The sequence below is a fragment of the Allobosea sp. OK403 genome (genome assembly GCF_900113835.1).
Classification (GTDB): domain Bacteria; phylum Pseudomonadota; class Alphaproteobacteria; order Rhizobiales; family Beijerinckiaceae; genus Allobosea.
On record NZ_FOQV01000013.1, the window covers coordinates 62,468 to 80,845 of the forward strand.

Annotated in this window: 20 protein-coding genes; 10 read left to right on the forward strand and 10 right to left on the reverse strand. The window is 62.5% G+C overall.

What is annotated here, in order from left to right; translation table 11 throughout:
• Positions 1-14: 14 nt before the first annotated feature.
• The 6 genes from BMZ97_RS27040 to BMZ97_RS27065 are packed head-to-tail and all read left to right on the forward strand — an operon-like array spanning position 15 to position 7,227.
• Positions 15-1,583 (forward strand): sugar ABC transporter ATP-binding protein, encoded by a 1,569-nt coding sequence (locus BMZ97_RS27040; protein WP_244546622.1) that lies wholly within the window; start codon positions 15-17, stop codon positions 1,581-1,583.
• The gene (locus BMZ97_RS27045) at positions 1,580-3,640 is read left to right on the forward strand and encodes an ABC transporter permease (protein ID WP_092177298.1); all 2,061 of its coding nucleotides are present in this window, start codon (positions 1,580-1,582) and stop codon (positions 3,638-3,640) included. The genes BMZ97_RS27040 and BMZ97_RS27045 overlap by 4 nt, the downstream gene beginning before the upstream one ends.
• A gap of 13 nt (positions 3,641-3,653) precedes the next feature.
• Complete coding sequence (locus BMZ97_RS27050) at positions 3,654-4,433, forward strand: SDR family oxidoreductase (RefSeq protein WP_092177300.1); 780 nt, start codon at positions 3,654-3,656, stop codon at positions 4,431-4,433.
• Positions 4,430-5,374 carry a 3-hydroxyacyl-CoA dehydrogenase gene (locus BMZ97_RS27055; RefSeq protein ID WP_092177302.1) on the forward strand — a complete coding sequence of 315 codons (945 nt, stop codon included), beginning with the start codon at positions 4,430-4,432 and terminating at the stop codon, positions 5,372-5,374. The genes BMZ97_RS27050 and BMZ97_RS27055 overlap by 4 nt, the downstream gene beginning before the upstream one ends.
• A gap of 10 nt (positions 5,375-5,384) precedes the next feature.
• Positions 5,385-6,314, forward strand: a complete 930-nt coding sequence (locus tag BMZ97_RS27060; protein ID WP_092177304.1) for a 3,5-dioxohexanoate:acetyl-CoA acetone transferase — start codon at positions 5,385-5,387, stop codon at positions 6,312-6,314.
• A 34-nt stretch (positions 6,315-6,348) separates the two neighbouring features.
• The gene (locus tag BMZ97_RS27065) at positions 6,349-7,227 is read left to right on the forward strand and encodes an SMP-30/gluconolactonase/LRE family protein (RefSeq protein ID WP_092177306.1); all 879 of its coding nucleotides are present in this window, start codon (positions 6,349-6,351) and stop codon (positions 7,225-7,227) included.
• Positions 7,228-7,300: 73 nt separating this feature from the next.
• On the opposite strand, the gene BMZ97_RS27070 is transcribed toward BMZ97_RS27065, so the two are convergent.
• The 6 genes from BMZ97_RS27070 to BMZ97_RS27095 all read right to left on the reverse strand — a co-directional run bounded on the left by BMZ97_RS27070 (position 7,301) and on the right by BMZ97_RS27095 (position 12,296).
• Positions 7,301-8,083, reverse strand: a complete 783-nt coding sequence (locus BMZ97_RS27070; RefSeq protein WP_092177308.1) for a 3-hydroxybutyrate dehydrogenase — start codon at positions 8,081-8,083, stop codon at positions 7,301-7,303.
• Positions 8,080-9,261 carry a patatin-like phospholipase family protein gene (locus tag BMZ97_RS27075; protein WP_092177310.1) on the reverse strand — a complete coding sequence of 394 codons (1,182 nt, stop codon included), beginning with the start codon at positions 9,259-9,261 and terminating at the stop codon, positions 8,080-8,082. Before BMZ97_RS27075 ends, BMZ97_RS27070 begins: the two co-directional genes overlap by 4 nt.
• The gene (locus BMZ97_RS27080; RefSeq protein WP_092177312.1) at positions 9,254-9,820 is read right to left on the reverse strand and encodes a carboxymuconolactone decarboxylase family protein; all 567 of its coding nucleotides are present in this window, start codon (positions 9,818-9,820) and stop codon (positions 9,254-9,256) included. Before BMZ97_RS27080 ends, BMZ97_RS27075 begins: the two co-directional genes overlap by 8 nt.
• A gap of 192 nt (positions 9,821-10,012) precedes the next feature.
• Entirely contained in the window at positions 10,013-11,074 is a 1,062-nt protein-coding gene (locus BMZ97_RS27085) for an Atu2307/SP_0267 family LLM class monooxygenase (protein ID WP_092177422.1), read from the reverse strand.
• Between the two features lie 99 nt (positions 11,075-11,173).
• Positions 11,174-11,569 (reverse strand): DoxX family protein, encoded by a 396-nt coding sequence (locus tag BMZ97_RS27090; RefSeq protein WP_092177314.1) that lies wholly within the window; start codon positions 11,567-11,569, stop codon positions 11,174-11,176.
• A 40-nt stretch (positions 11,570-11,609) separates the two neighbouring features.
• Positions 11,610-12,296 (reverse strand): FMN-dependent NADH-azoreductase, encoded by a 687-nt coding sequence (locus tag BMZ97_RS27095; RefSeq protein ID WP_092177424.1) that lies wholly within the window; start codon positions 12,294-12,296, stop codon positions 11,610-11,612.
• Positions 12,297-12,781: 485 nt separating this feature from the next.
• On the opposite strand from BMZ97_RS27095, the gene BMZ97_RS30980 reads away from it, so the two are divergent.
• Positions 12,782-13,012: a hypothetical protein gene (locus BMZ97_RS30980; RefSeq protein ID WP_139221349.1), complete on the forward strand. Its 231-nt coding sequence runs from the start codon at positions 12,782-12,784 to the stop codon at positions 13,010-13,012.
• Here the strand turns inward: BMZ97_RS30980 and BMZ97_RS27100 are convergent.
• The 3 genes from BMZ97_RS27100 to BMZ97_RS30985 form a co-directional block, all read right to left on the reverse strand.
• On the reverse strand, positions 13,009-13,467 hold the full coding sequence (locus tag BMZ97_RS27100) for a nuclear transport factor 2 family protein (protein WP_092177316.1): 459 nt from the start codon (positions 13,465-13,467) through the stop codon (positions 13,009-13,011). The genes BMZ97_RS30980 and BMZ97_RS27100 overlap by 4 nt on opposite strands.
• A gap of 40 nt (positions 13,468-13,507) precedes the next feature.
• Positions 13,508-14,383 (reverse strand): SDR family NAD(P)-dependent oxidoreductase, encoded by an 876-nt coding sequence (locus BMZ97_RS27105; protein ID WP_244546623.1) that lies wholly within the window; start codon positions 14,381-14,383, stop codon positions 13,508-13,510.
• Between the two features lie 286 nt (positions 14,384-14,669).
• Positions 14,670-15,032: an SDR family oxidoreductase gene (locus BMZ97_RS30985; RefSeq protein ID WP_139221350.1), complete on the reverse strand. Its 363-nt coding sequence runs from the start codon at positions 15,030-15,032 to the stop codon at positions 14,670-14,672.
• A gap of 27 nt (positions 15,033-15,059) precedes the next feature.
• Between BMZ97_RS30985 and BMZ97_RS27110 the strand changes: the two genes are divergently transcribed.
• The 3 genes from BMZ97_RS27110 to BMZ97_RS27120 all read left to right on the forward strand — a co-directional run bounded on the left by BMZ97_RS27110 (position 15,060) and on the right by BMZ97_RS27120 (position 17,265).
• A complete protein-coding gene (locus tag BMZ97_RS27110; protein WP_092177318.1) occupies positions 15,060-15,998 on the forward strand; it encodes a LysR family transcriptional regulator in 939 nt (312 codons plus the stop codon).
• 31 nt (positions 15,999-16,029) lie between these two features.
• Entirely contained in the window at positions 16,030-16,476 is a 447-nt protein-coding gene (locus BMZ97_RS27115) for an Rrf2 family transcriptional regulator (RefSeq protein WP_092177320.1), read from the forward strand.
• A 144-nt stretch (positions 16,477-16,620) separates the two neighbouring features.
• The gene (locus BMZ97_RS27120) at positions 16,621-17,265 is read left to right on the forward strand and encodes an NADPH-dependent F420 reductase (protein WP_092177322.1); all 645 of its coding nucleotides are present in this window, start codon (positions 16,621-16,623) and stop codon (positions 17,263-17,265) included.
• Positions 17,266-17,745: 480 nt separating this feature from the next.
• Here BMZ97_RS27120 and BMZ97_RS27125 read toward each other — a convergent pair whose 3' ends face one another.
• Positions 17,746-18,378, reverse strand: a complete 633-nt coding sequence (locus BMZ97_RS27125) for a LysR substrate-binding domain-containing protein (protein WP_175525762.1) — start codon at positions 18,376-18,378, stop codon at positions 17,746-17,748.

Genomic DNA, 18,378 nt, shown 5'->3' on the forward strand with positions numbered 1-18,378 from the left:
CGAAGGACGAAGCTGTGCTTCATCAGGACACGATCGGCGACGGCGCGAAGGTGGCTATCTCCGCGCGAGGTATCCGCAAGATCTATGGCCCCACCATAGCCGTGAACGATGTCGGCTTCGACATCCTGGCCGGCAACACCCATGCCCTGCTTGGCGAGAATGGCGCCGGCAAGTCTACGCTGGTCAAGCTGCTTTCGGGGCTGATCCTGCCGACGACGGGCGGCATCTCGATTTTTGGCAAGCCTGCGCATCTCGATTCGCCGCGCGCCGCCCATGCCTGCGGCATTCGCACCGCCTTCCAAGAGATGAGCCTCGTCGGCGACCTGACAGTCCTCGACAACATGCTGCTGCCCAATCCGCCGCACGGCGCGCTCGGCCTCATCCGCCGCCATGAAGCCCGGCATCGGGTTGAAGCCCATCTGCAGGCGCTGGATCTCGCCGCGATCCATCCAAATTCCGAGATACGCGACCTCGACCTCAACGAACGCCAGAAGATCGAGATCGCCCGCGCGCTCTTCCGGGAGCCGCGCATCCTGCTGCTGGACGAGCCGACCTCGACCTTGTCGGGGCGCGACATCGACTGGCTCGGCGAGATCATCGCACGCCAGAAGGCCAAGGGCGTGACGACCGTCTTCATCTCGCACCGGATGCGCGAGGTGCGGGCCTTCTGCGACCGTGTCACCGTGCTACGCGGCGGCCGTCATGTGGCGACGCAGCCGCTCTCGCAGGTCAGCGACGAGGCGTTGATCGGCCTTATTGCGGGCGGAGCAGGCGGCCATTCCTTCCCGCCGCGCCCGCCGCGCACCACCCTCTCCGAGAAGCCGGTGCTGGCCGTGGAGAAGCTGTCGGCCGGCACGCGCTTGGCCGACGTGTCCTTCGGGCTCAGGCGCGGCGAGATCCTCGGCGTGGCCGGGTTGCAGGGCATGGGCCAGCTCGATCTCTTCTCGGCCCTGTTCGGCATGGCACAAAGCAGCGGCGACATCAGGATCGACGGCAAACCCGTCACCTTCGCCTCGCCGCGCGACGCATTGGACGCGCGCATCGGCATCGGCCTCGTCCCGGAAGACCGCAAGACAGAGGCGCTGTTCCTGAAGCTCGACGGTCGCCAGAACGTCTCGCTGCCGGTGATCGATCGCTACACCCGTTTCGGCCTTGTCGAGAGCGGTCGCGAGACGCGAGACGTCGCGCGCAGCTTTGCCCGCCTCGGTGTGCAGATGCGCGCGCTCTGGACGCCGGTGAAGGCGTTTTCGGGCGGCAACCAGCAGAAGATCGCCGTGGCGAAATGGCTCGTCGCCGAAAGCCGCATCCTGCTCCTGTTCGACCCCACGCGCGGCATCGATGTTGGAACCAAAAACGAGATCTACGCATTGATGCGCGAATTCACGGCCGCCGGCGGCTCCATCCTGTTCCACTCGACCGAAATCCCCGAGCTCGACCACCTCTGCGACCGCGTGCTTGTGCTCTACGAGGGCAAGGTCGCCGCCGCGCTCGATGGCGAAGCCATCACGGAAGACGCCATTCTGCGCGCGACTCTGGGGACGCACACAGAGCGTCTCATGCCGGCGGACGAGTCCATGTCATGAGCGCCTTGGCAGTCCCTGCCCATCGCCAGTCCGAGCACTCTCTGGTGCGAACATGGTTCGAACGCCGCCGCGGCCCCTTTATCGCCGTCGCGGCCTTTTGCCTGTGCCTGGGCATCGTCAAGATCCTGAGTGGCGGCACGCTCGGCTATTACGAGATCGGCACACTCGCGGCTGGCGGCGCGACGCTCGCCATCGCCGCTACCGGCCAGACCATAGTCATCCTGACTGGTGGCTTCGACCTTTCGGCGGCAGCCGTGATCTCGCTCGTCAACGTCACGCTTGCAGGGCACATGCAGAGCGATCCCGCCAGTATCGTTCTGTGGACCCTTGCAGGCATCGGCATCGGGGCGGCGACGGGCGCCTTCAACGGCTTGTTCATCGCTGGCTTGCGCCTGCAGCCGATCGTGGTGACCCTCGCCACGATGTTCATCTTGCAGGGTGTGACCCTGCTCGTCATGGACAAGCCGGGCGGCGAGATTCCTCCCGGTTTTGCGCAACTGCTAATCGGCGACGCCATCCCCGGCGTCCTGCCGATGCCGGTGCTGCTGCTGCTGGCGCTGGTCGGGCTGTGGCTTGCGCTGCGTAACACCGTCTTCGGCAAGGCGCTGCTTGCCGTCGGCTCCGACCGCGAGGCCGCGCGCGCTTCGGGGCTGTCCGTGCGCCTTCACGAATTCTTCGCCTATGTCCTGGCTGGCGCATTCTACGGCCTCGCCGGCGTCTTCATCAGCGCCCAGACCGGCTCCGGCGACCCGCTCGTCGGCAACCCCATGCTGCTGCAGATGTTCGCCGCGGTAGTCCTGGGCGGTACGCAGCTGGGCGGCGGGCGCGGCGGACCTGTCGGCACCATCTTCGGCGCCTATGTGCTGATGCTCGTCGTCAACATCTTACTCGTGCTCAACGTGCCCGCCTTCTATTCCTCGATAGTCGAAGGCGCGATCCTTATCTTGGCGGTGCTGGGCGCCTCGTTGTCCAGTTCTTCCGTGCTGGCCCGGACGCTGCGCACCGGCCTGCGCCGTGCGGCGGCGCGCCGCGCCGGAACGCTACCGCGCCAGCTCGACCTGCCGACGACGCGCCTCGCCCTGCCGGCCCCCTCCCCAGCCCTGGACACGCCGCCATTCTGGCGTCGCAACGCCGAGGCACTTCGCAACGGGGCGCCGGCATATCTCTGTTTCGTCGCCGTGCTGGTCGCAACGCAGATCGTGCTCGGCAACGCCATCCTGTCCTGGCCCTATTACGACTCGCTGATCGTGCTTGGCTGCTTCCTCGCAATCCTCGCGCTGGGGCAAGGGACCGTGATCCTGACCGGCGGTCTCGACCTGTCGTTGCCCTGGACCATCGGCCTGTGCGGCATCCTCTGCGCGGGCCTGCTCAAGGGCTCGGATGCCGCGCTGATCTATGCCGTGCCGGTCGTGCTGGGCCTCGGCGCGCTGGTCGGCCTCGTCAACGGACTAGGCATCGTCGCGCTAGGCCTGTCGCCGATCGTGATGACCCTAGCCATGAACGGCATCCTGCAGGGCATCGCGCTGGTCTATTCCGGAGGTACCCCGAACGGCTTTGCAGCCCCTGCATTGCGCTGGTTCATGACCGGGCGGGTGCTCGGCGTCACGCCGATCGTGCCGTTCCTGCTGCTCTTCGTGGCAGGAGCCGTCGTGCTGCTCGGGCGCACCGCGTTTGGCCGGCGCGTCTACGCCATCGGCAATGGCGAGCGCCCGGCAGAACTGTCGGGCGTCCCGGTGAAGGCCACGCTGCTGCGGGTCTACATGCTGTCGGGCGTATGCGCCGCGCTGGTCGGGATCCTGCTCGCGGGCTTCTCCGGCCAGGGCAGCCTCGGCATGGGCGACGACTACCTGCTGCCCTCGATCGCTGTCGTGGTCGTCGGCGGCGCGCTGATCACCGGCGGACGCGGCTCCTATGCCGGCATGATCGGCGGCGTATTGCTGCTGACCGCGCTCCAGACCCTGTTGGCGGGCACCACCCTGCCCTACGCCACCCGCGCGATCCTCTATGGCGTCGTGGTGCTCGGCGCCGTCGTCGCGCTGCGCGAAAAATCGAGCTGAGAAGGAGAACGCGATGCCCGCACTTGCCCTCGAACATGGCCTGCGCGTGCTGGTTACGGCCGGCGCATCCGGGATCGGCCGCGCCATTGCCGACCTGCTGATCGAGAACGGGGCCCGCCTGCATGTCTGCGATATCTCGGAAGAGCACCTCGCCGATTTCCGCGCCGCCCACCCTGGCCATGGCGCAAGCCGCTGCGATGTCTCCAGCGAGGACGACGTCGCGCGCCTTTTCGATGATGTACACAAGACGTTGGGCGGTCTCGACGCGCTGATCAACAACGCCGGCATCGCCGGCCCCACCGGCGGCGTCGAGGACATCTCTCCGGCTGACTGGCGCCGCACGCTGGACATCTGCCTCACCGGCCAGTTCCTTTGCTCGCGGCTGGCCGTGCCGCTGCTGAAGGCGGCGGGCGGGGGTGCGATCGTCAACATGTCCTCGTCGGCCGGGCGCTTCGGCTACGCCTTCCGGACCCCATATTCGGCGGCGAAATGGGGCGTGATCGGCTTGACTCAGAGCCTCGCCAAGGAACTCGGACCGTCGAACATCCGCGTCAACGCTATCCTGCCCGGCATCATCCGGGGGCCGCGCATGGATGGCGTGATCCGCGATCGCGCGGCGCAGGTCGGCGTTTCTTTCGAAGAGATGAAGGCACAATATGTCTCGCGTATCTCGCTGCGGCGCATGACCGATCCGGAGGATGTCGCGGCGATGACGTTGTTCCTGCTGACCCCCGCCGGCAACAACCTCTCCGGCCAATCCTTTCCCATCGACGGCAATCTGGAGTCGCTATGATTACCACCATCATCGGTTCCGGCCTGATCGGCCGCTCTTGGGCGATCAGCTTCGCCCGCGCCGGCCATGAGGTTCGGCTTTGGGACCGCGCCCCGGCGGCGGCCGTGGCCGCTCTCGGTTTCGCCCGGTCGATCTTGCCGGAACTCGCCGCGCATGAACTTCTCGGAGGTCAGACCCCCGACGAAGTGTTTGCCAGACTGCATCCAGTGGAGGATCTCGCCGACGCCCTGTCGGGCGCCGGCTATGTCCAGGAAAGCACGCCCGAAACGGTGGAAGGCAAACGTACCGTCTTCGCCGAGATCGACCGGCTCGCGCCCGCTGGCGCCGTCCTGGCAAGCTCGACCTCGGCGATCCTGCCATCGCACTTCATGGAAGCGGTGCCCGGAAGGGCCCGCTGCCTCGTTTGCCACCCGATCAACCCACCTTATCTCGTGCCGGCGGTGGAGGTCTGTCCCTCGCCATGGACCGCGCCCGAAACGGTGAAAGCCGCCGCCGATTTCATGCGCGGCTGCGGACAAAGGCCGCTTCTCATGAAGCGCGAGATCGACGGCTATATCATGAACCGCATGCAGGGAGCCTTGCTGGACGAGGCTTTCCGCCTTGTCGAAGACGGCATCGCCGATGTCGAGGCCATCGATATCGGCCTGCGCGAAGGACTGGCTTTGCGCTGGTCCTTCATGGGCCCCTTCGAAACCATCGACCTCAACGCGCCCGGTGGCGTGCGCGATTATGCTGCGCGCTATCAGCCGATCTATGCAGGCATCGCCGCTAGCGTGACGCGTCGCAGCGACTGGACCGGCCCGGTGATGGATGCCATCGAGACCCAACGCGCGGAACGTCTCGACCGCGACCAGCTGGTCGAACGTCAACTTTGGCGCGATCGCAGATTGATGGCGCTTCTCGCGCACAAGCGTGCAGCCGCACGCGATTTGGGAGAATAAGGAGTACGCCATGGCGACGACCCGCAAGGTCATCATCTCCTGCGCCGTCACGGGTGCGATCCATACGCCCTCGATGTCGCCCTTTCTGCCAGTGACGCACGAGGAGATCGCCGATGCGGCGATCGGCGCCGCCGAAGCAGGCGCCGCGATCGTCCACCTCCATGCGCGCGATCCGCAGACCGGAGCGCCAGACCAGACGCCCGAGGCCTTCGCCCGCTTCCTGCCGATCATCCGCCAGCGCAGTGACTGCGTGATCAACATCACGACCGGCGGCGCCCCAACCATGACGATCGAGGAGCGCGTCAAGCCGGCGGCGACCTTCAAGCCGGAGCTCGCCTCGCTCAATCTCGGCTCGATGAATTTCGGCCTATTCGGGATGCTGGACCGCTTCAAGGACCTCAAGCACGATTGGGAGCGGACCTATCTCGCCAACAAGGAGATCATCTTCCGCAACAGTTTCGGACAGATCGAGCACATCTTGACGACCTGCGCCGGCAACGGCACCCGCTTCGAGTTCGAGTGTTACGACACCGCTCACCTCTACAACCTGAAATACTTCTTCGACCGCGGTCTGGTGCAGGCTCCCCTGTTCATCCAAACTGTATTCGGGCTTCAGGGCGGCATCGGCGGCCACCCCGACGACATCGCCCACATGAAGCGCACCGCCGACAGGCTCTTCGGCGACCAGTATCGTTGGTCCGTGCTGGGCGCAGGCCGCAATCAGATGAATATCGCCGCGATCGCAGCGGCCCAAGGCGGCCATGTCCGCGTCGGGCTGGAAGACAGCCTCTGGCTCGGACCCGGCCGCTATGCCCAGACCAACGCCGAGCAGGTCACACGGGTGCGCCTGATCCTAGAAGGACTCGGGCTCGAGATCGCCAGCCCCGACGAGGCGCGCGACATGCTGGGTCTCAAGGGCGGCGACAAGGTCGCATTCTGACGCACCCACAAAGAAACGAACAAGAGAGAGCATCATGCGCATCGAGGTTCTGATCGACGTCAAGACAACACTCGGCGAAGGCCCGCTCTGGGATGTCGAGCAGCAGCGGCTCTACTGGATCGACTCGATGGATGGCCGCGTCTTCCGCTCGACCGTCGACGGCCGTGAAATCCGTGCTTGGGACGTGCCCCAAAAGATCGGCTCGATGGCGCTGCGCAAGGATGGCCAAGGGGCGGTGGTCTCTCTGCAGCGCGGCTTCCATCTTCTGGACTTCCGCTCCGGTGAGGTAACGCTCCTGCACGATCCCGAACCCGGCCAGCCCGCCAACCGCCTAAACGACGGCAAGGTCGACAAACGCGGCCGGTTCGTCGCCGGCTCGATGGACACGCAGGAAGAAGGCGCCAACGGCGCGCTCTACAGCCTCTCCACGGATTTCAAGGTTTCCAGGCTTGACACCGGCATCGTCTGCTCGAACGGGCCCTGCTGGAGCCCGGACGGACGGACCTTCTATTTTCAGGATACCTGGGCGGGCGAGATCTGGGCCTATGACTACGATCTGGACACAGGCGGCGTCTCGAACCGTCGCGTCTTCGCCAAGGTCGACACCTCGAAGGGCGGGGCCGCCGACGGCTCGACCGTCGATGCCGAGGGGTTCGTGTGGAATGCGCTGGTGTATGATGGAAGACTGGTACGCTATGCGCCCGACGGGCGCGTCGATCGCATCATCGAGATGCCGGTCAAAAAGGTTACTAGCGTGATGTTCGGCGGCCCCGATCTCGACATCCTGTTCGTCACTTCGATGGCGAAACCGCCTTTGCCGCGCTTCCCCGGCGACGGCGTGCTGCGTGGCAGCCTCTTCGCGATTTACGGCCTCGGCATAAAGGGCCTGCCGGAAATGCGCTTCGGCGCATAAAGGTTTCGCGTTCAGGGCTGACGGCCGTCTGTCGTCAGCCGACACCAATCGGAAGAGATTGTCCGGACGCGCGCTACTGCATGAACCAGCCATGGCTGACAACGATCGACTGCCCGGTCAGGGCATTGGTCGGGAAGGAGGCCAGGAAGAGCGCGGTCTGCGCGACATCGTCGACCGTGGTGAACTCGCCGTCGACAGTCTCTTTCAGCATGACGGTCTTGATGACGTCCTCTTCGCTGATACCCAGCGCCCTGGCCTGCTCGGGGATCTGCTTTTCGACCAGCGGCGTGCGTACGAAGCCAGGGCAGATGACGTTGGCACGCACGCCATGCTTGGCGCCCTCCTTGGCCACGACCTTGGCCAAGCCGATCAGCCCGTGCTTGGCGGTGACATAAGGCGCCTTTAGCATTGAGGCCTCCTTGGAATGGACCGAGCCCATGTAGATCACGCTGCCGCCGCGTCCCTGCGCATACATCTGGCGCAGCGCCGCGCGGGTGGTCAGGAAGGCACCGTCGAGATGGATGGCGAGCAGCTTCTTCCAGTCGGCGAAGGCGAACTGGTCGATCGGCCCCACCGTCTGGATGCCGGCATTGGAGACCAAAATGTCGATGCCGCCGAGCTTGGCGACGACCGATGCCATCCCGTTATCGACCTGCGCCTCATCGGTGACGTTCATCGCGACGCCGATGGCGCGGGCGCCCGTGGGGTCGAGCTCGGCTGCGGTGGCGGTGGCGGCATCGATGTTCAGATCGGCTATGGCGACCTTGCCGCCCGCCGCGAAGAAGACCTTGGCGATGTCCTTGCCGATGCCGCTGGCGGCGCCGGTGATGACGGCGACCTTGTCGTTGAGGGTCATGGTTCGTTGTCCTTGTGGACGATGCTGGTGAAATCGAAGACCTGGACGCTCTCGGCGCCGGTCGGCAGAGCGGTAACCTCCGGATGGTCGAGCGAGAGGCAGGCGTCGCGATAGCCGGCGCGCCAATGGTCTTCCATGGTCCCGCGCGAAAACTCGTAGTCCTTCGACTGGCCTTCATAGGCCGGCGGCGCATAGACGAGTTGGACGATGTTGTAGAGCGCCGGGTCGGAGTGCTCGGCCAGGAGCCTGGCCTGCGGCGTTGCCTTCAGATCGTCGGGCAACAAGGCATGCAGTTCGCTGAAGGCTGCGCGCAGCTTCTGGATCTCGCGGAATTCGTTCGTGGCCGCGCGCGTCCGACTTGAGAACTGCACATCCTTCATCCGGATCGCGACCTCGTTGAGGTCGCGCGGCAACTGGCCGCGCGCGCTCCAGAGGTCGATCTGCAGCACCAGCGTGTCGAGTTGCGATTGTGCCGACAGCACCCATTCCAGCGGCGTATTCGAAACCAGGCCACCATCCCAATAATGTTCGCCATCGATCTCGACGGCTGGAAAGCCCGGCGGCAGCGCGCCGCTGGCCATGATGTGCTCGGCTCGAATGATGTCGTCGGCATTGTCGAAATAGGCAAAATTGCCGCTGCGGACATTCACCGCGCCGACGCTGAAGCGCATCTCGCGCGCCTTGATCCTATCGAAATCGACCAGTGTCTCCAGCGTCTGCTTGAGCGCGGCGGTCTCGTACCAGCTCGTCGCGGCCGCGCTCCCTGCCGGGGCCAGATAAGGCGGAGGTATCTGCGGCGTGAAGAATCCCGGCACGCCGCGCGCAATGATGCTTGCGGCTGCGATCTGGTTGATCATCCCGCGGTGCATGTCGCCCGGCCAGAACCGCGCCAGGCCTTCGCTCCATCCGCGGTCGTCGCTGACAAGTTCCCAGAAGGCGCGCAGCTTACCGACCCGATCGGCCGGTGCATTGCCAGCGATGATAGCGGCATTGATGGCGCCAATCGAGATGCCCGAGACCCAGGTCGGTTCGATGCCGCGTTCGGCCAAGGCCTCGTAGACGCCGGCCTGATAGGCGCCCAGCGCGCCGCCGCCCTGCAGCACCAAAGCAATGCTGGCGAAGGCCGTGGCGCAGGAACGGTGCGCTTCGCGCGAGGCGCGGCCCTTGCGGCTACTCACGTTCCGGCACCGGTACGTTGAAGCCGTTCAGGGTCGTCGAGACCAGCGCATAAAGGCCCACGAGATAGATCAGCTCGTTGGTACCCTTCTGCCCGAAGGTCGCGATGGAGAGACGATAGAGCGGCTCCGGCAGGACGCCGCCGCGCACGAGCGCGTAGGAGACGTCGAACGCCACGCTTTCATCGGGGGCGAGATCGGCGGGCTTCAGGTCGGCGACCAGCGTCGCCAACCGCTCCAGCTTCATGCCCTCGCGCTCGGCCACCGCTATATGGGCATAGAGCTCGTAGGCAGCATCGAACCGCGCGCCCACCACCAAAATCGCGATCTGGCGGACATTGTCGGGAAGGGTGGCATTGGCGGTCATCGCCAGCGTCAAGCCCCAGATCGCCTTGCCGATGCCGGGCTCATGGAGCCAGGGATTCCACGGACCCATCAGCGCGCCATTCTCTGCCTCAACCTTGAAAGCATTGAAGTTCGAGGCAATGCCCTTTCGCATGTCCTCATAGAGCGGCTTCTGCTCTAGCGTAAGGTCGGCGGGATCGATCAGGGGAAGGCGCATCTGTAACCTCGTTCTCTGTTGCGCTGCAGCATAGCGCGCCGCGGCGCGTAAGGCGACGTTGTCAACGTTTCGTCGGGATGCAGACGTTGCAGGAGGCGAGCGTCGTCATGAGAATCACGGAGTTCCAGCTGCGTCCAAAATTCTTGAACATCGCCTGCGGCTGCTATGCGAACATCTGTCGTATATGAGAGATCAATCTGCCAGGTCGTGCTCGATCGCCTGACCCAACGCCGCTTTCACCTCAGGGGCGACTTCGGTACCGAGCAGTTCGATCGATCGCTGCATGGCCTGGGTTTCCAGCATGGCCGAGCTCATCTGGAAGGTGATGCGGGAGAGCCCTCCCAAAGCCTCGTTTGCAGCGAGGATTTTGTCCCTGACCGTCTCCGGCGAGCCAATCAGGAAGGCGCCTCCAGGCCCGCACATCGCATCGAACTGGGCCCGCGTCGCTCGCGACCAGCCACGCTCGCGCCCGATCTCGGTGAACATATGGGCCCAACCGGGGAAGAAGGCATTCCTCGCGGCAAGATCCGTATCGCCGACGAAACCCATCGCATGGACACCGACCTTGAGTGCCTCCGGCGCATAGCCTGCCCGTCGACCCTCTTCGCGGTAGAGATCCACCAAGGGGCGGAACCGATCGAAGCTTCCTCCGATGATCGCCACCATGAGCGGCAGGCCGAGCTTGCCGGCGCGCGCGAAGGATTGCGGCGTTCCGCCGACGCCGAGCCAGATTGGAATCTTCTCCTGATGCGGTCTTGGAAACACGCCTTGGCCGCTCAGCGGATGACGGAACCGCCCCCTCCAAGTCACTTCGACATCGTCGCGGAGCTTCAACAGCAGATCGAGCTTCTCGGCAAAGAGCGCGTCATAATCCTGCATTGCGAAGCCGAACAGCGGGTAAGCTTCACCGAAGGAGCCGCGGCCGACGACGATCTCGGCGCGCCCGGCGGAAATCAGGTCGATGGTCGCGAAGTCCTGGAAGACGCGGACCGGATCGGCCGCGCTCAGCACCGTCACGGCGCTGGTAAGGCGAATCCGCTTGGTGAGAGCCGCAGCCGCAGCCAGGATGACCGCAGGTGCGGAGTCGAGGAATTCGCTGCGGTGGTGTTCGCCGATGCCGAACACGTCTAACCCGACGCGGTCGGCGGTTTCGACCTCGGCCAGCAATGCCTTCATCCGTTCCGTGGCCGAGACGGTTCGACCCGTATCGGGATCTGGAATCGTCGCTGCAAAGCTATCTATACCGATTTCGATCGTCATTACGCTGCCACTACTCTGCAGGATCCAAAGGAATCGGCCGGCCCCGATCGGGCTGGAACAGCCCAACCGTAGGCCAGCGTTTTGGCCATTCGCTCAGGCCGCGACGAAACGACGCCCGTCGAGGCTGAGCGGACCGGCGCCGAAAGCCGCAATCTGAAGAAGACCGCCAGTAATGGCGAGGTTCTTCAGGAACTGGATCATCTGCATCTGGTCGGCGAGGTTATTGTGGAACAGCAGCGCCGTGGCGACCGTGAAGGCAACCAAACCTAGGCTCACGATCCGCGTGCGATATCCGATGGCCAGGAGAATGCCGCCGCCCAACTCGACGGCGATGGCGATCACCAGGGCAAGCAGAGGAGAAGGCAGGCCGAGCGAGGCGATGTAGCCTTGCGTCGCTGCGGGAGCGGCCATCTTGCCCACGCCGCTCAGGATGAACAGGATTGCCATAAGAAGGCGGCCAAGGACTGCGGCTAACGCGTATTGGTTCATCGGGATTTTCGCTTCACGAAAGGAAGGGGCCAGGAGAAGCTCAGGCGGCGATCTTGTCGATATCCGCCTTCGCACCAGCGATGGCAGCGGCCTTGGCTTCCTCGCCCAGGGCAAGGCCTTCCGCGCGAATGACCGTGACGTCGGTCAGGCCGATAAAGCCGAGGACGGCGCTCAGGTAGGTTTCCTGATAATCGAGGCCGGCCGCCGGGCTGTCACCCGTGTAGACGCCGCCTCGAGCCGATGCCACGAAGACCTTTTTGCCGGTCACCAGTCCTTCAGGACCATTGGCGCCGTACTGGAAGGTGCGGCCAGCAACGCAGACACGGTCAATCCAACCCTTCAATTGAGTCGGGATCGCGAAATTGTACATCGGCGCGCCGATGACGATGATATCGGCGGCGAAGAGATCATCGATATAGGCGCCGCCGGTGGCCAGGTCCTGGCCGAGCGAAGCATTGCCGACTTCGCCACCTTGAAAAACGGCCATATGGGCGTCCGAAAGATGCATCGCCGCATCGACCACCAGATCGCGCCGGATGACACGCGCGCCGGGATACAGCGCCTGCTGCTTGGCAACGATGTCGGCCGTAAGCGTGCGACTCACCGAATAGCCGCCAAGAATGCTGGAATCGATATGCAGGATGGTCGTCACGGGCTGATCCTCCGGCCGCCCGATCACGGGGGCTTTAACGATGCTGGAAAAGAAATTCTTGATCACGCTGAACATGCATCGATAAATGCCATTCGCGCGCATCCTGGGAAAGCCGGTATATTGCGATACTATCCATCGGCAAATCCGATGCATGGATCACAACCAAACGAAGGCACCCTTGCGGCGGCTCATTCGAACTGCTCCAGCGCACTTGCCACGAAAGCTGCATCGGCTGGTTGCTGAGCACCCTCTGCGGCCAAGTCGGGTTCGCGATCGCTGCACGCCTTCATCCAGGGAGGCCTGGACGCTGAGCAGCAGCGGCCAGGCCTATTCCCGTCTTGCCTGATCTGACGGCGTGACGTTGATGCGTTGACTGAGTGCGTCCACTCAATGCGTTAAAGACATGCCTATGACGTCGACTTCGGCTGCGGTGTCGAGGCAGGCCGCCGGCGATTGCACGAATCGATAAATCAGCCCGCCAGCAGCTCCATCGGCCAGCGCGGATCGCACCGAACGCCGCGGGAAAACGGGCGCTCCACTACGGCAGGACATGCAGTATCGTGCCGACGGTCGCCACTCTCTCGAATGCGATTATCTGCCTGTTCGCCTTCGAACTTAGCCACAACCGATTTGCCGGCAACGGGAGACAGGCCGAGCACATCGGCACAAAATCGGGCAAGGCGGATGTGGCCCTGAGAAAATTCGCACATATCAGCCTAGCCGACGGAGCTATGCGATATTTCAATGACTTGGGCCGCGGCCGCCTGCCAGCACTGCGTAATGGAGGTTAGAACATGCCGTTTGGATTAGCGCGCGGGATATTGGGAGCAAGCCATGGGGCCGAATTCTTCGGGTCACCAACCGGCTGCAGCGTATCCCAATGCTCGATGGCCCGTCCTTCGGAATCCATCTTGTAGATATCGACACCAGCGATCCCTGCATCTTCCGGATCGTCGTTGAACAGGTTCAAGAAATTCACGTGAGCAAACACATAGTCGCCGACCGCGATGATCTTGTAGACGACGGCGCGGGCCATGGCCCGCTCCTTGTTGACCTGGCCGAAGAACTTTCCCAACGCTTCAGCGCCATCAGCAACCAACGGATTGTGTTGGATATAGCCAGGAGTCATAAATGAGGCAATGGATTCTTCCGACTTCTTCTGGTTAATCACCAGATCATAAAATCGAAGGATGTTGTTCTTGTTGCGGACAGCACGGCTGTCATTGGGGTCGACAAGCTCGATCATGGATCACTCCTGCTGGTTGAATGTGATTTTTGGTCTTCAATTAGCTCAGCCCGACAAGTTTGAGGCGGAGCGCATCCTGTTCGGCGTCGGATTTTTCACGAACGAACCGGAGTATCTCTTCCGCGTCTTCGCCGACAGGAGCGCGGCTTGGCGCAGGCACCTGTTCAGCTATTTCAATGACCCGTCTCGCGGCAGAGGCAGAATCAAGTCCACCTTTCTGCATGGCGTTGAGACCCTTCGCGAAGATTGCGAATGTTCGCCCGTACAATTCACGTTGTTCCGGCGTCATGCCGTCTGCAATTCGCTCAACAGCTGCATCAGTTTTCGCCGGTCCGCCAGTCCTCATGATGCCTGCCGGAACGACCACGACATCGACGCCGAGATGTTTCAACTCGGCCCGGTAAACAGCTGCAAACACCTCGGTGGCTGCTTTCGATGCGCCCGAAGCTCCATTAAAAGGAAGCGGCAAGCTGGCGGTAAAGGAACTGATCTGGACGATGCGTCCGCGCGCCCTCCGGAGTGCTGGAAGAAACGCGTTCATAACGGACAAGGCACCGAACACATTAACCTCGAACTCGCGCCGGACAGCATCAAGCGGCAGGATTTCAAGAGGGCCAGGGGTCAGGATTCCGGCATTGTTGATAAGAAGATTGAGACTGCCTTGGGTGTGGGTCGCAACCTCACGGGCCCAATTCTTGACCCCGATCGCGTCCGTAATGTCACAGATGGTCAGCGTTACCGCCCCACTAGACGCTCGCTTGAGGTCTTCGATCTCATCTGGAGTGAGCGCCGTTCCAAAAACGCGATAGTTTCTGGCCGCAAGACCTAGCGCAATATCTCGCCCGAGTCCGCTGCCAGCTCCCGTCACCGCCGCCATACGTTGCTTCTTATTATCCAAAATAATCTCCTGCTCCACTATTCAGCTCTACGAGTATCGGAGAATATACATTACAATGCTGGAACGATATGCAGAATTGTCATCATGAGCTGTCCTCCGGCCGCCTGATCCCAGGGGCTTGAACGGTGCGGGAAAAGCGGTTCCTTGATCGCGCGGAACATGGGAAGCTAAGTGCCACGCGCACGCATTCTTGGGAAAGCCGGTATATTACGATACAAAGTATCGGATTGGTCGATGGGTTAATTTCGCCGAAGTCGGGGCGGAAGCCGTCTGGCGGAAGCTCTTTTCAGGGGTATCAGAACGACTATATCGGATGGTCGCTCCGCACCTTTGCAACCAAGTCGCGTTTGCGTTCAACTGGCGTCGCGAAATCGAAATCGAAATCGCCGCGCCGCGTCGCGTCGCCGGAGCAAATTGCTCGGCTGACCAAAAAGAGCAGCGAGATTGACGGACATCGTTTTGCGCCAGGCTTCAAAATAGAGGTAATCGATCGTGTGGTCGGATAGAAGGCTGCATTGTTGACGACGATATCAACTTCACCGAACGATGCCTCGGCCGCACGCGCGCTCGCCGCCCATGCTTCGGGATCGGAAATGTCGGCTGCGACGCCATGGCACTCAGCACACTTGAATAAACAGGAAAGCCTGTATTTCTTGATCGGAACCATAGGCTCGCCCGATATGAGGATGAAGACGTGCTAGACGGTGTATCTCTCGATCAATTGCGGACCTTTGTTGCCGCGGCTGACGAAGGCAGCTTCTCCGCCGCAGGCCGGTACCTGAAGCGGACGCAGTCCGCCGTCAGCGAAAGCATCGCCAATCTTGAGGCGCAGCTTGCGGTCATGTTGTTTGATCGCAGAGCTCGCTATCCGCAGCTGACGACGGAGGGGCGCGTCCTTCTTGCCGACGCACGATCTGTCGTTGCAGGGGTCGACTGCATGAAGGCCCGCGCGAAGGGGATTTCAGGCGGGCTGGAGGCAGAACTTGCTGCGGTGATCGACGTCTTCGTCCCGATTACGGCGATAGCCGAGGCGGCTCACGCATTTCAGGGACAATTCCCTACTACGCCTCTACGCCTTTATGTCGAGGCTCTGGGTAGTACCGTGCAGCTCGTGATGGATGGCCGCGCAAGCTTCGGCCTCGTCGGCTCCTTGCCCACACTGCCTGCAGGGCTTCTGGCGGAGCGCGTAACCGGCGTTGGCTTTGTGATGGTTGCCGCTGCCACCCATCCGCTTGCGGGCCATAATGGCATCATTCCCCGTGAAGAGCTGGCGCGACACGTTCAACTGGTGCTGACGGATCGAACCGACCTTTCAGCGGGCCGGGATTTCGGCGTTATGTCGCCGCTGACTTGGCGATTGGCGGACCTTTTTGCAAAGCACGCCTTTCTGCTCAGCGGGCTGGGGTGGGGTGGCATGCCGCTCCACGCCGTCGCGAAGGACATGGCCGAGGGACGGCTCGTCGAACTTTCGATCCAGGATGTCCCACCGGGAGGACTTCAGCTTCCGATTTCAGCGGTCTACCGGATCGATGCGCCTCCTGGACCTGCCGGCCGTTGGATGATCGATCGGCTCAAGCAGTGCTCAAACGAGGTACGGGACAGATCGCCTGTTGACAGGGGGGCTAGTGTGTAATAGCGATGTCGACACATCAACGGATAATGCCATGCCAACAAGCACTCGCTTTGCCGTTGCCGTCCATATCCTGACCGGTCTTGCCGTGAGCGACGGCAAGCCGTTGCGTTCTGAGGATCTGGCTTATTCTGCGAATACCGGCGCGGTCGTTATCCGGGGACTCCTATCCCGTCTGAATAATGCTGGACTGACACATTCGCAGCTTGGAGCTGGAGGGGGGGCCTTGCTGGCAAAACCGGCCGCGAAGATTCGGCTGCTCGATGTTTATCGAGCAGTTGAGGACACCGAGTTATTCTCGATGCACCGCACACCGCCCTGTGAGAATTGCGCAGTCGGCGGCAACATTCTTGAGGCGATCCAGCCCCCGTTGGCTAGGGCCCGCAAAGCCATGGAGAATGAACTCGCGAAGACCACCGTCGCGGACATGGCAGCGGAGGTGGCAAGGCTGGGGAAGTTTTCCATCCCACTCACCTGGTGATTCATTTGCAAATAAATGTTGTTATAGCATTGACACATCGACGATTTATGTAGGTTTGCGCCACGATGACGCGAAATGCCGCTCGGTTCCGGGGATGCTGGCGGTTTCCACTTTCGAAGCCCCCGTACAAAACAGGAGTACAACATGACAATTGGGATTATCGGTTCCGGCGCTCTCGGCTCGAACTTCGCACGCGCTCTCGCCAAAAAAGGGATATCGGCCACAATTTCTAACAAACGCGGGCCAGAGTCGCTGGCATCGCTCGTGCAGGAAATCGGCCCATCCATCAAGGCGGGCACGGTCGAAGAGGCTGCAGGTGCGGATATCGTTCTTGCGGCCATACGCTGGACTGATGCCGAGAAGGTGTTGAGCAACCTGCCGTCCTGGAACGGGCGGATCGTTATCGATGGCACCAATCCGGTCGAATTCCTTGATCCGGACTCGCCCGATGCGAAAGATCCTAACAATCCGCTGGCGGCCTACGGCATCAAAGCGGTTGATCTGAGGGGAAGATACTCAAGCGAGATCGTCAAGCAGTACGTGCCGGGTGCGCGGGTCGTAAAGGCGTTCAACCATAACGGCGTCGAGGTACTCCTCGAGCCAGAAGTGGCTGGTGGCCAGCGGGTGCTGTTTTATTCCGGCGACGACATCGCCGCAAAGGCCGAGGTCCGCAAGATCATTGAAGCCATCGGTTTCTTCCCGGTTGATCTCGGGTCTCTCGACGTCGGCGGACCGCTGGCATCACTGCCCTTCGGTTCTTTGTCGTCGCACAACTTCATCAAGATCTAGCCTAGTCGATGCGCTGTCAGACCGACAGCAATCCTTTGACGGCATGATGTTTGATGTTACCCCATTATCGAATGAGATCTCGCTCGCTCGGCATGAGCACCACCAAGCATTTTCTCCCGTTCGGCTTCCGACTTAACTAGCGCGAAGGTTATCGCAGGCGCAGTCGGTGATGGCTGACTGGGCTATTACGCGAGAGCCCGAGCCACTTTGGTCGCCACAGAGGCCCCACGTGCAGCAGCTTGCCGCATAATACCAGCAATGGCCCGTTCTGACCCGCGATTGCGCTGCGATTGCGGGTCAAGCGCGCCTCGGCCTTCCTGTCGGCGACAGGTGACTACCGTCTTCTTCAGACAACCATCGGCTGCGCACAAGCAGCTATAACGGCCGACAGATCCAGCACTCGGACGAGTCTGGAGCGTCGTCCGCGCTTCATCGCCGACAGCTGACAGCGTCTTTCCCTTGGCCCTGTCGGAGCGCTGCTCACATCTCCGACGCCGCGAGCTGCTCCGCGAGCCATTCGCGGAAGGCTTTGATCTTCGGCACGTTCGCCTTGGATTTCAGGAAGAGGAGATGGTGGCAGGTTAGTTTGACCCCGCGCATCGCAAAGGGAAGGACGAGGCGACCGGTATCGAGTTCGCGTTGGATCATCAATCGGCTCTCCAGGCCGACGCCGATACCATCGACCGTCGCACCGATCGCCATGAAGGTCCGGTCGAAACGCGGACCTCTCCCGATCGGGACATCGGGCCCGCCCATCTCGTCGAGCCAGCGCCGCCAGCTGACGAGGTTGACCTCCGAAAAAATCAGGGTGTGCTCGCGCAGGTCGCCGATGCGCCTGATCGGCCTCGCGCCGTTGGCGACCTCGGGCGCGGCAAGCACGATGATCGTCTCCTCGGGGAACGAGACGACCTCGACGCCGGAGTCCGGAAAAACCGTCCCGTATCGGATGTCGAAATCCGCCTCTCCCGAGGTGAGATCGACGCGATCGACCGAAGCGTTCAAGCGGATGTCGACATCCGGATGCAGCACGCTGTAACGCGCTAGGCGCGGCATCAGCCATTGCGTTGCGAAGCTCGGGACGGAGTGGATCGTCAGGATATCGGCTCGCCCCAA

Coding starts and splice junctions, on each gene's coding strand:
- BMZ97_RS27045 (WP_092177298.1), top strand. CDS start 1,580: ATGAGCGCCTTGGCAGTCCCTGCCCATCGCCAGTCCGAGCACTCTCTG.
- BMZ97_RS27050 (WP_092177300.1), top strand. CDS start 3,654: ATGCCCGCACTTGCCCTCGAACATGGCCTGCGCGTGCTGGTTACGGCC.
- BMZ97_RS27055 (WP_092177302.1), top strand. CDS start 4,430: ATGATTACCACCATCATCGGTTCCGGCCTGATCGGCCGCTCTTGGGCG.
- BMZ97_RS27060 (WP_092177304.1), top strand. CDS start 5,385: ATGGCGACGACCCGCAAGGTCATCATCTCCTGCGCCGTCACGGGTGCG.
- BMZ97_RS27065 (WP_092177306.1), top strand. CDS start 6,349: ATGCGCATCGAGGTTCTGATCGACGTCAAGACAACACTCGGCGAAGGC.
- BMZ97_RS27070 (WP_092177308.1), bottom strand. CDS start 8,083: ATGACCCTCAACGACAAGGTCGCCGTCATCACCGGCGCCGCCAGCGGC.
- BMZ97_RS27080 (WP_092177312.1), bottom strand. CDS start 9,820: ATGCGCCTTCCCCTGATCGATCCCGCCGACCTTACGCTAGAGCAGAAG.
- BMZ97_RS27090 (WP_092177314.1), bottom strand. CDS start 11,569: ATGAACCAATACGCGTTAGCCGCAGTCCTTGGCCGCCTTCTTATGGCA.
- BMZ97_RS27095 (WP_092177424.1), bottom strand. CDS start 12,296: ATGTTCAGCGTGATCAAGAATTTCTTTTCCAGCATCGTTAAAGCCCCC.
- BMZ97_RS27100 (WP_092177316.1), bottom strand. CDS start 13,467: ATGATCGAGCTTGTCGACCCCAATGACAGCCGTGCTGTCCGCAACAAG.
- BMZ97_RS30985 (WP_139221350.1), bottom strand. CDS start 15,032: ATGGTTCCGATCAAGAAATACAGGCTTTCCTGTTTATTCAAGTGTGCT.
- BMZ97_RS27115 (WP_092177320.1), top strand. CDS start 16,030: ATGCCAACAAGCACTCGCTTTGCCGTTGCCGTCCATATCCTGACCGGT.
- BMZ97_RS27120 (WP_092177322.1), top strand. CDS start 16,621: ATGACAATTGGGATTATCGGTTCCGGCGCTCTCGGCTCGAACTTCGCA.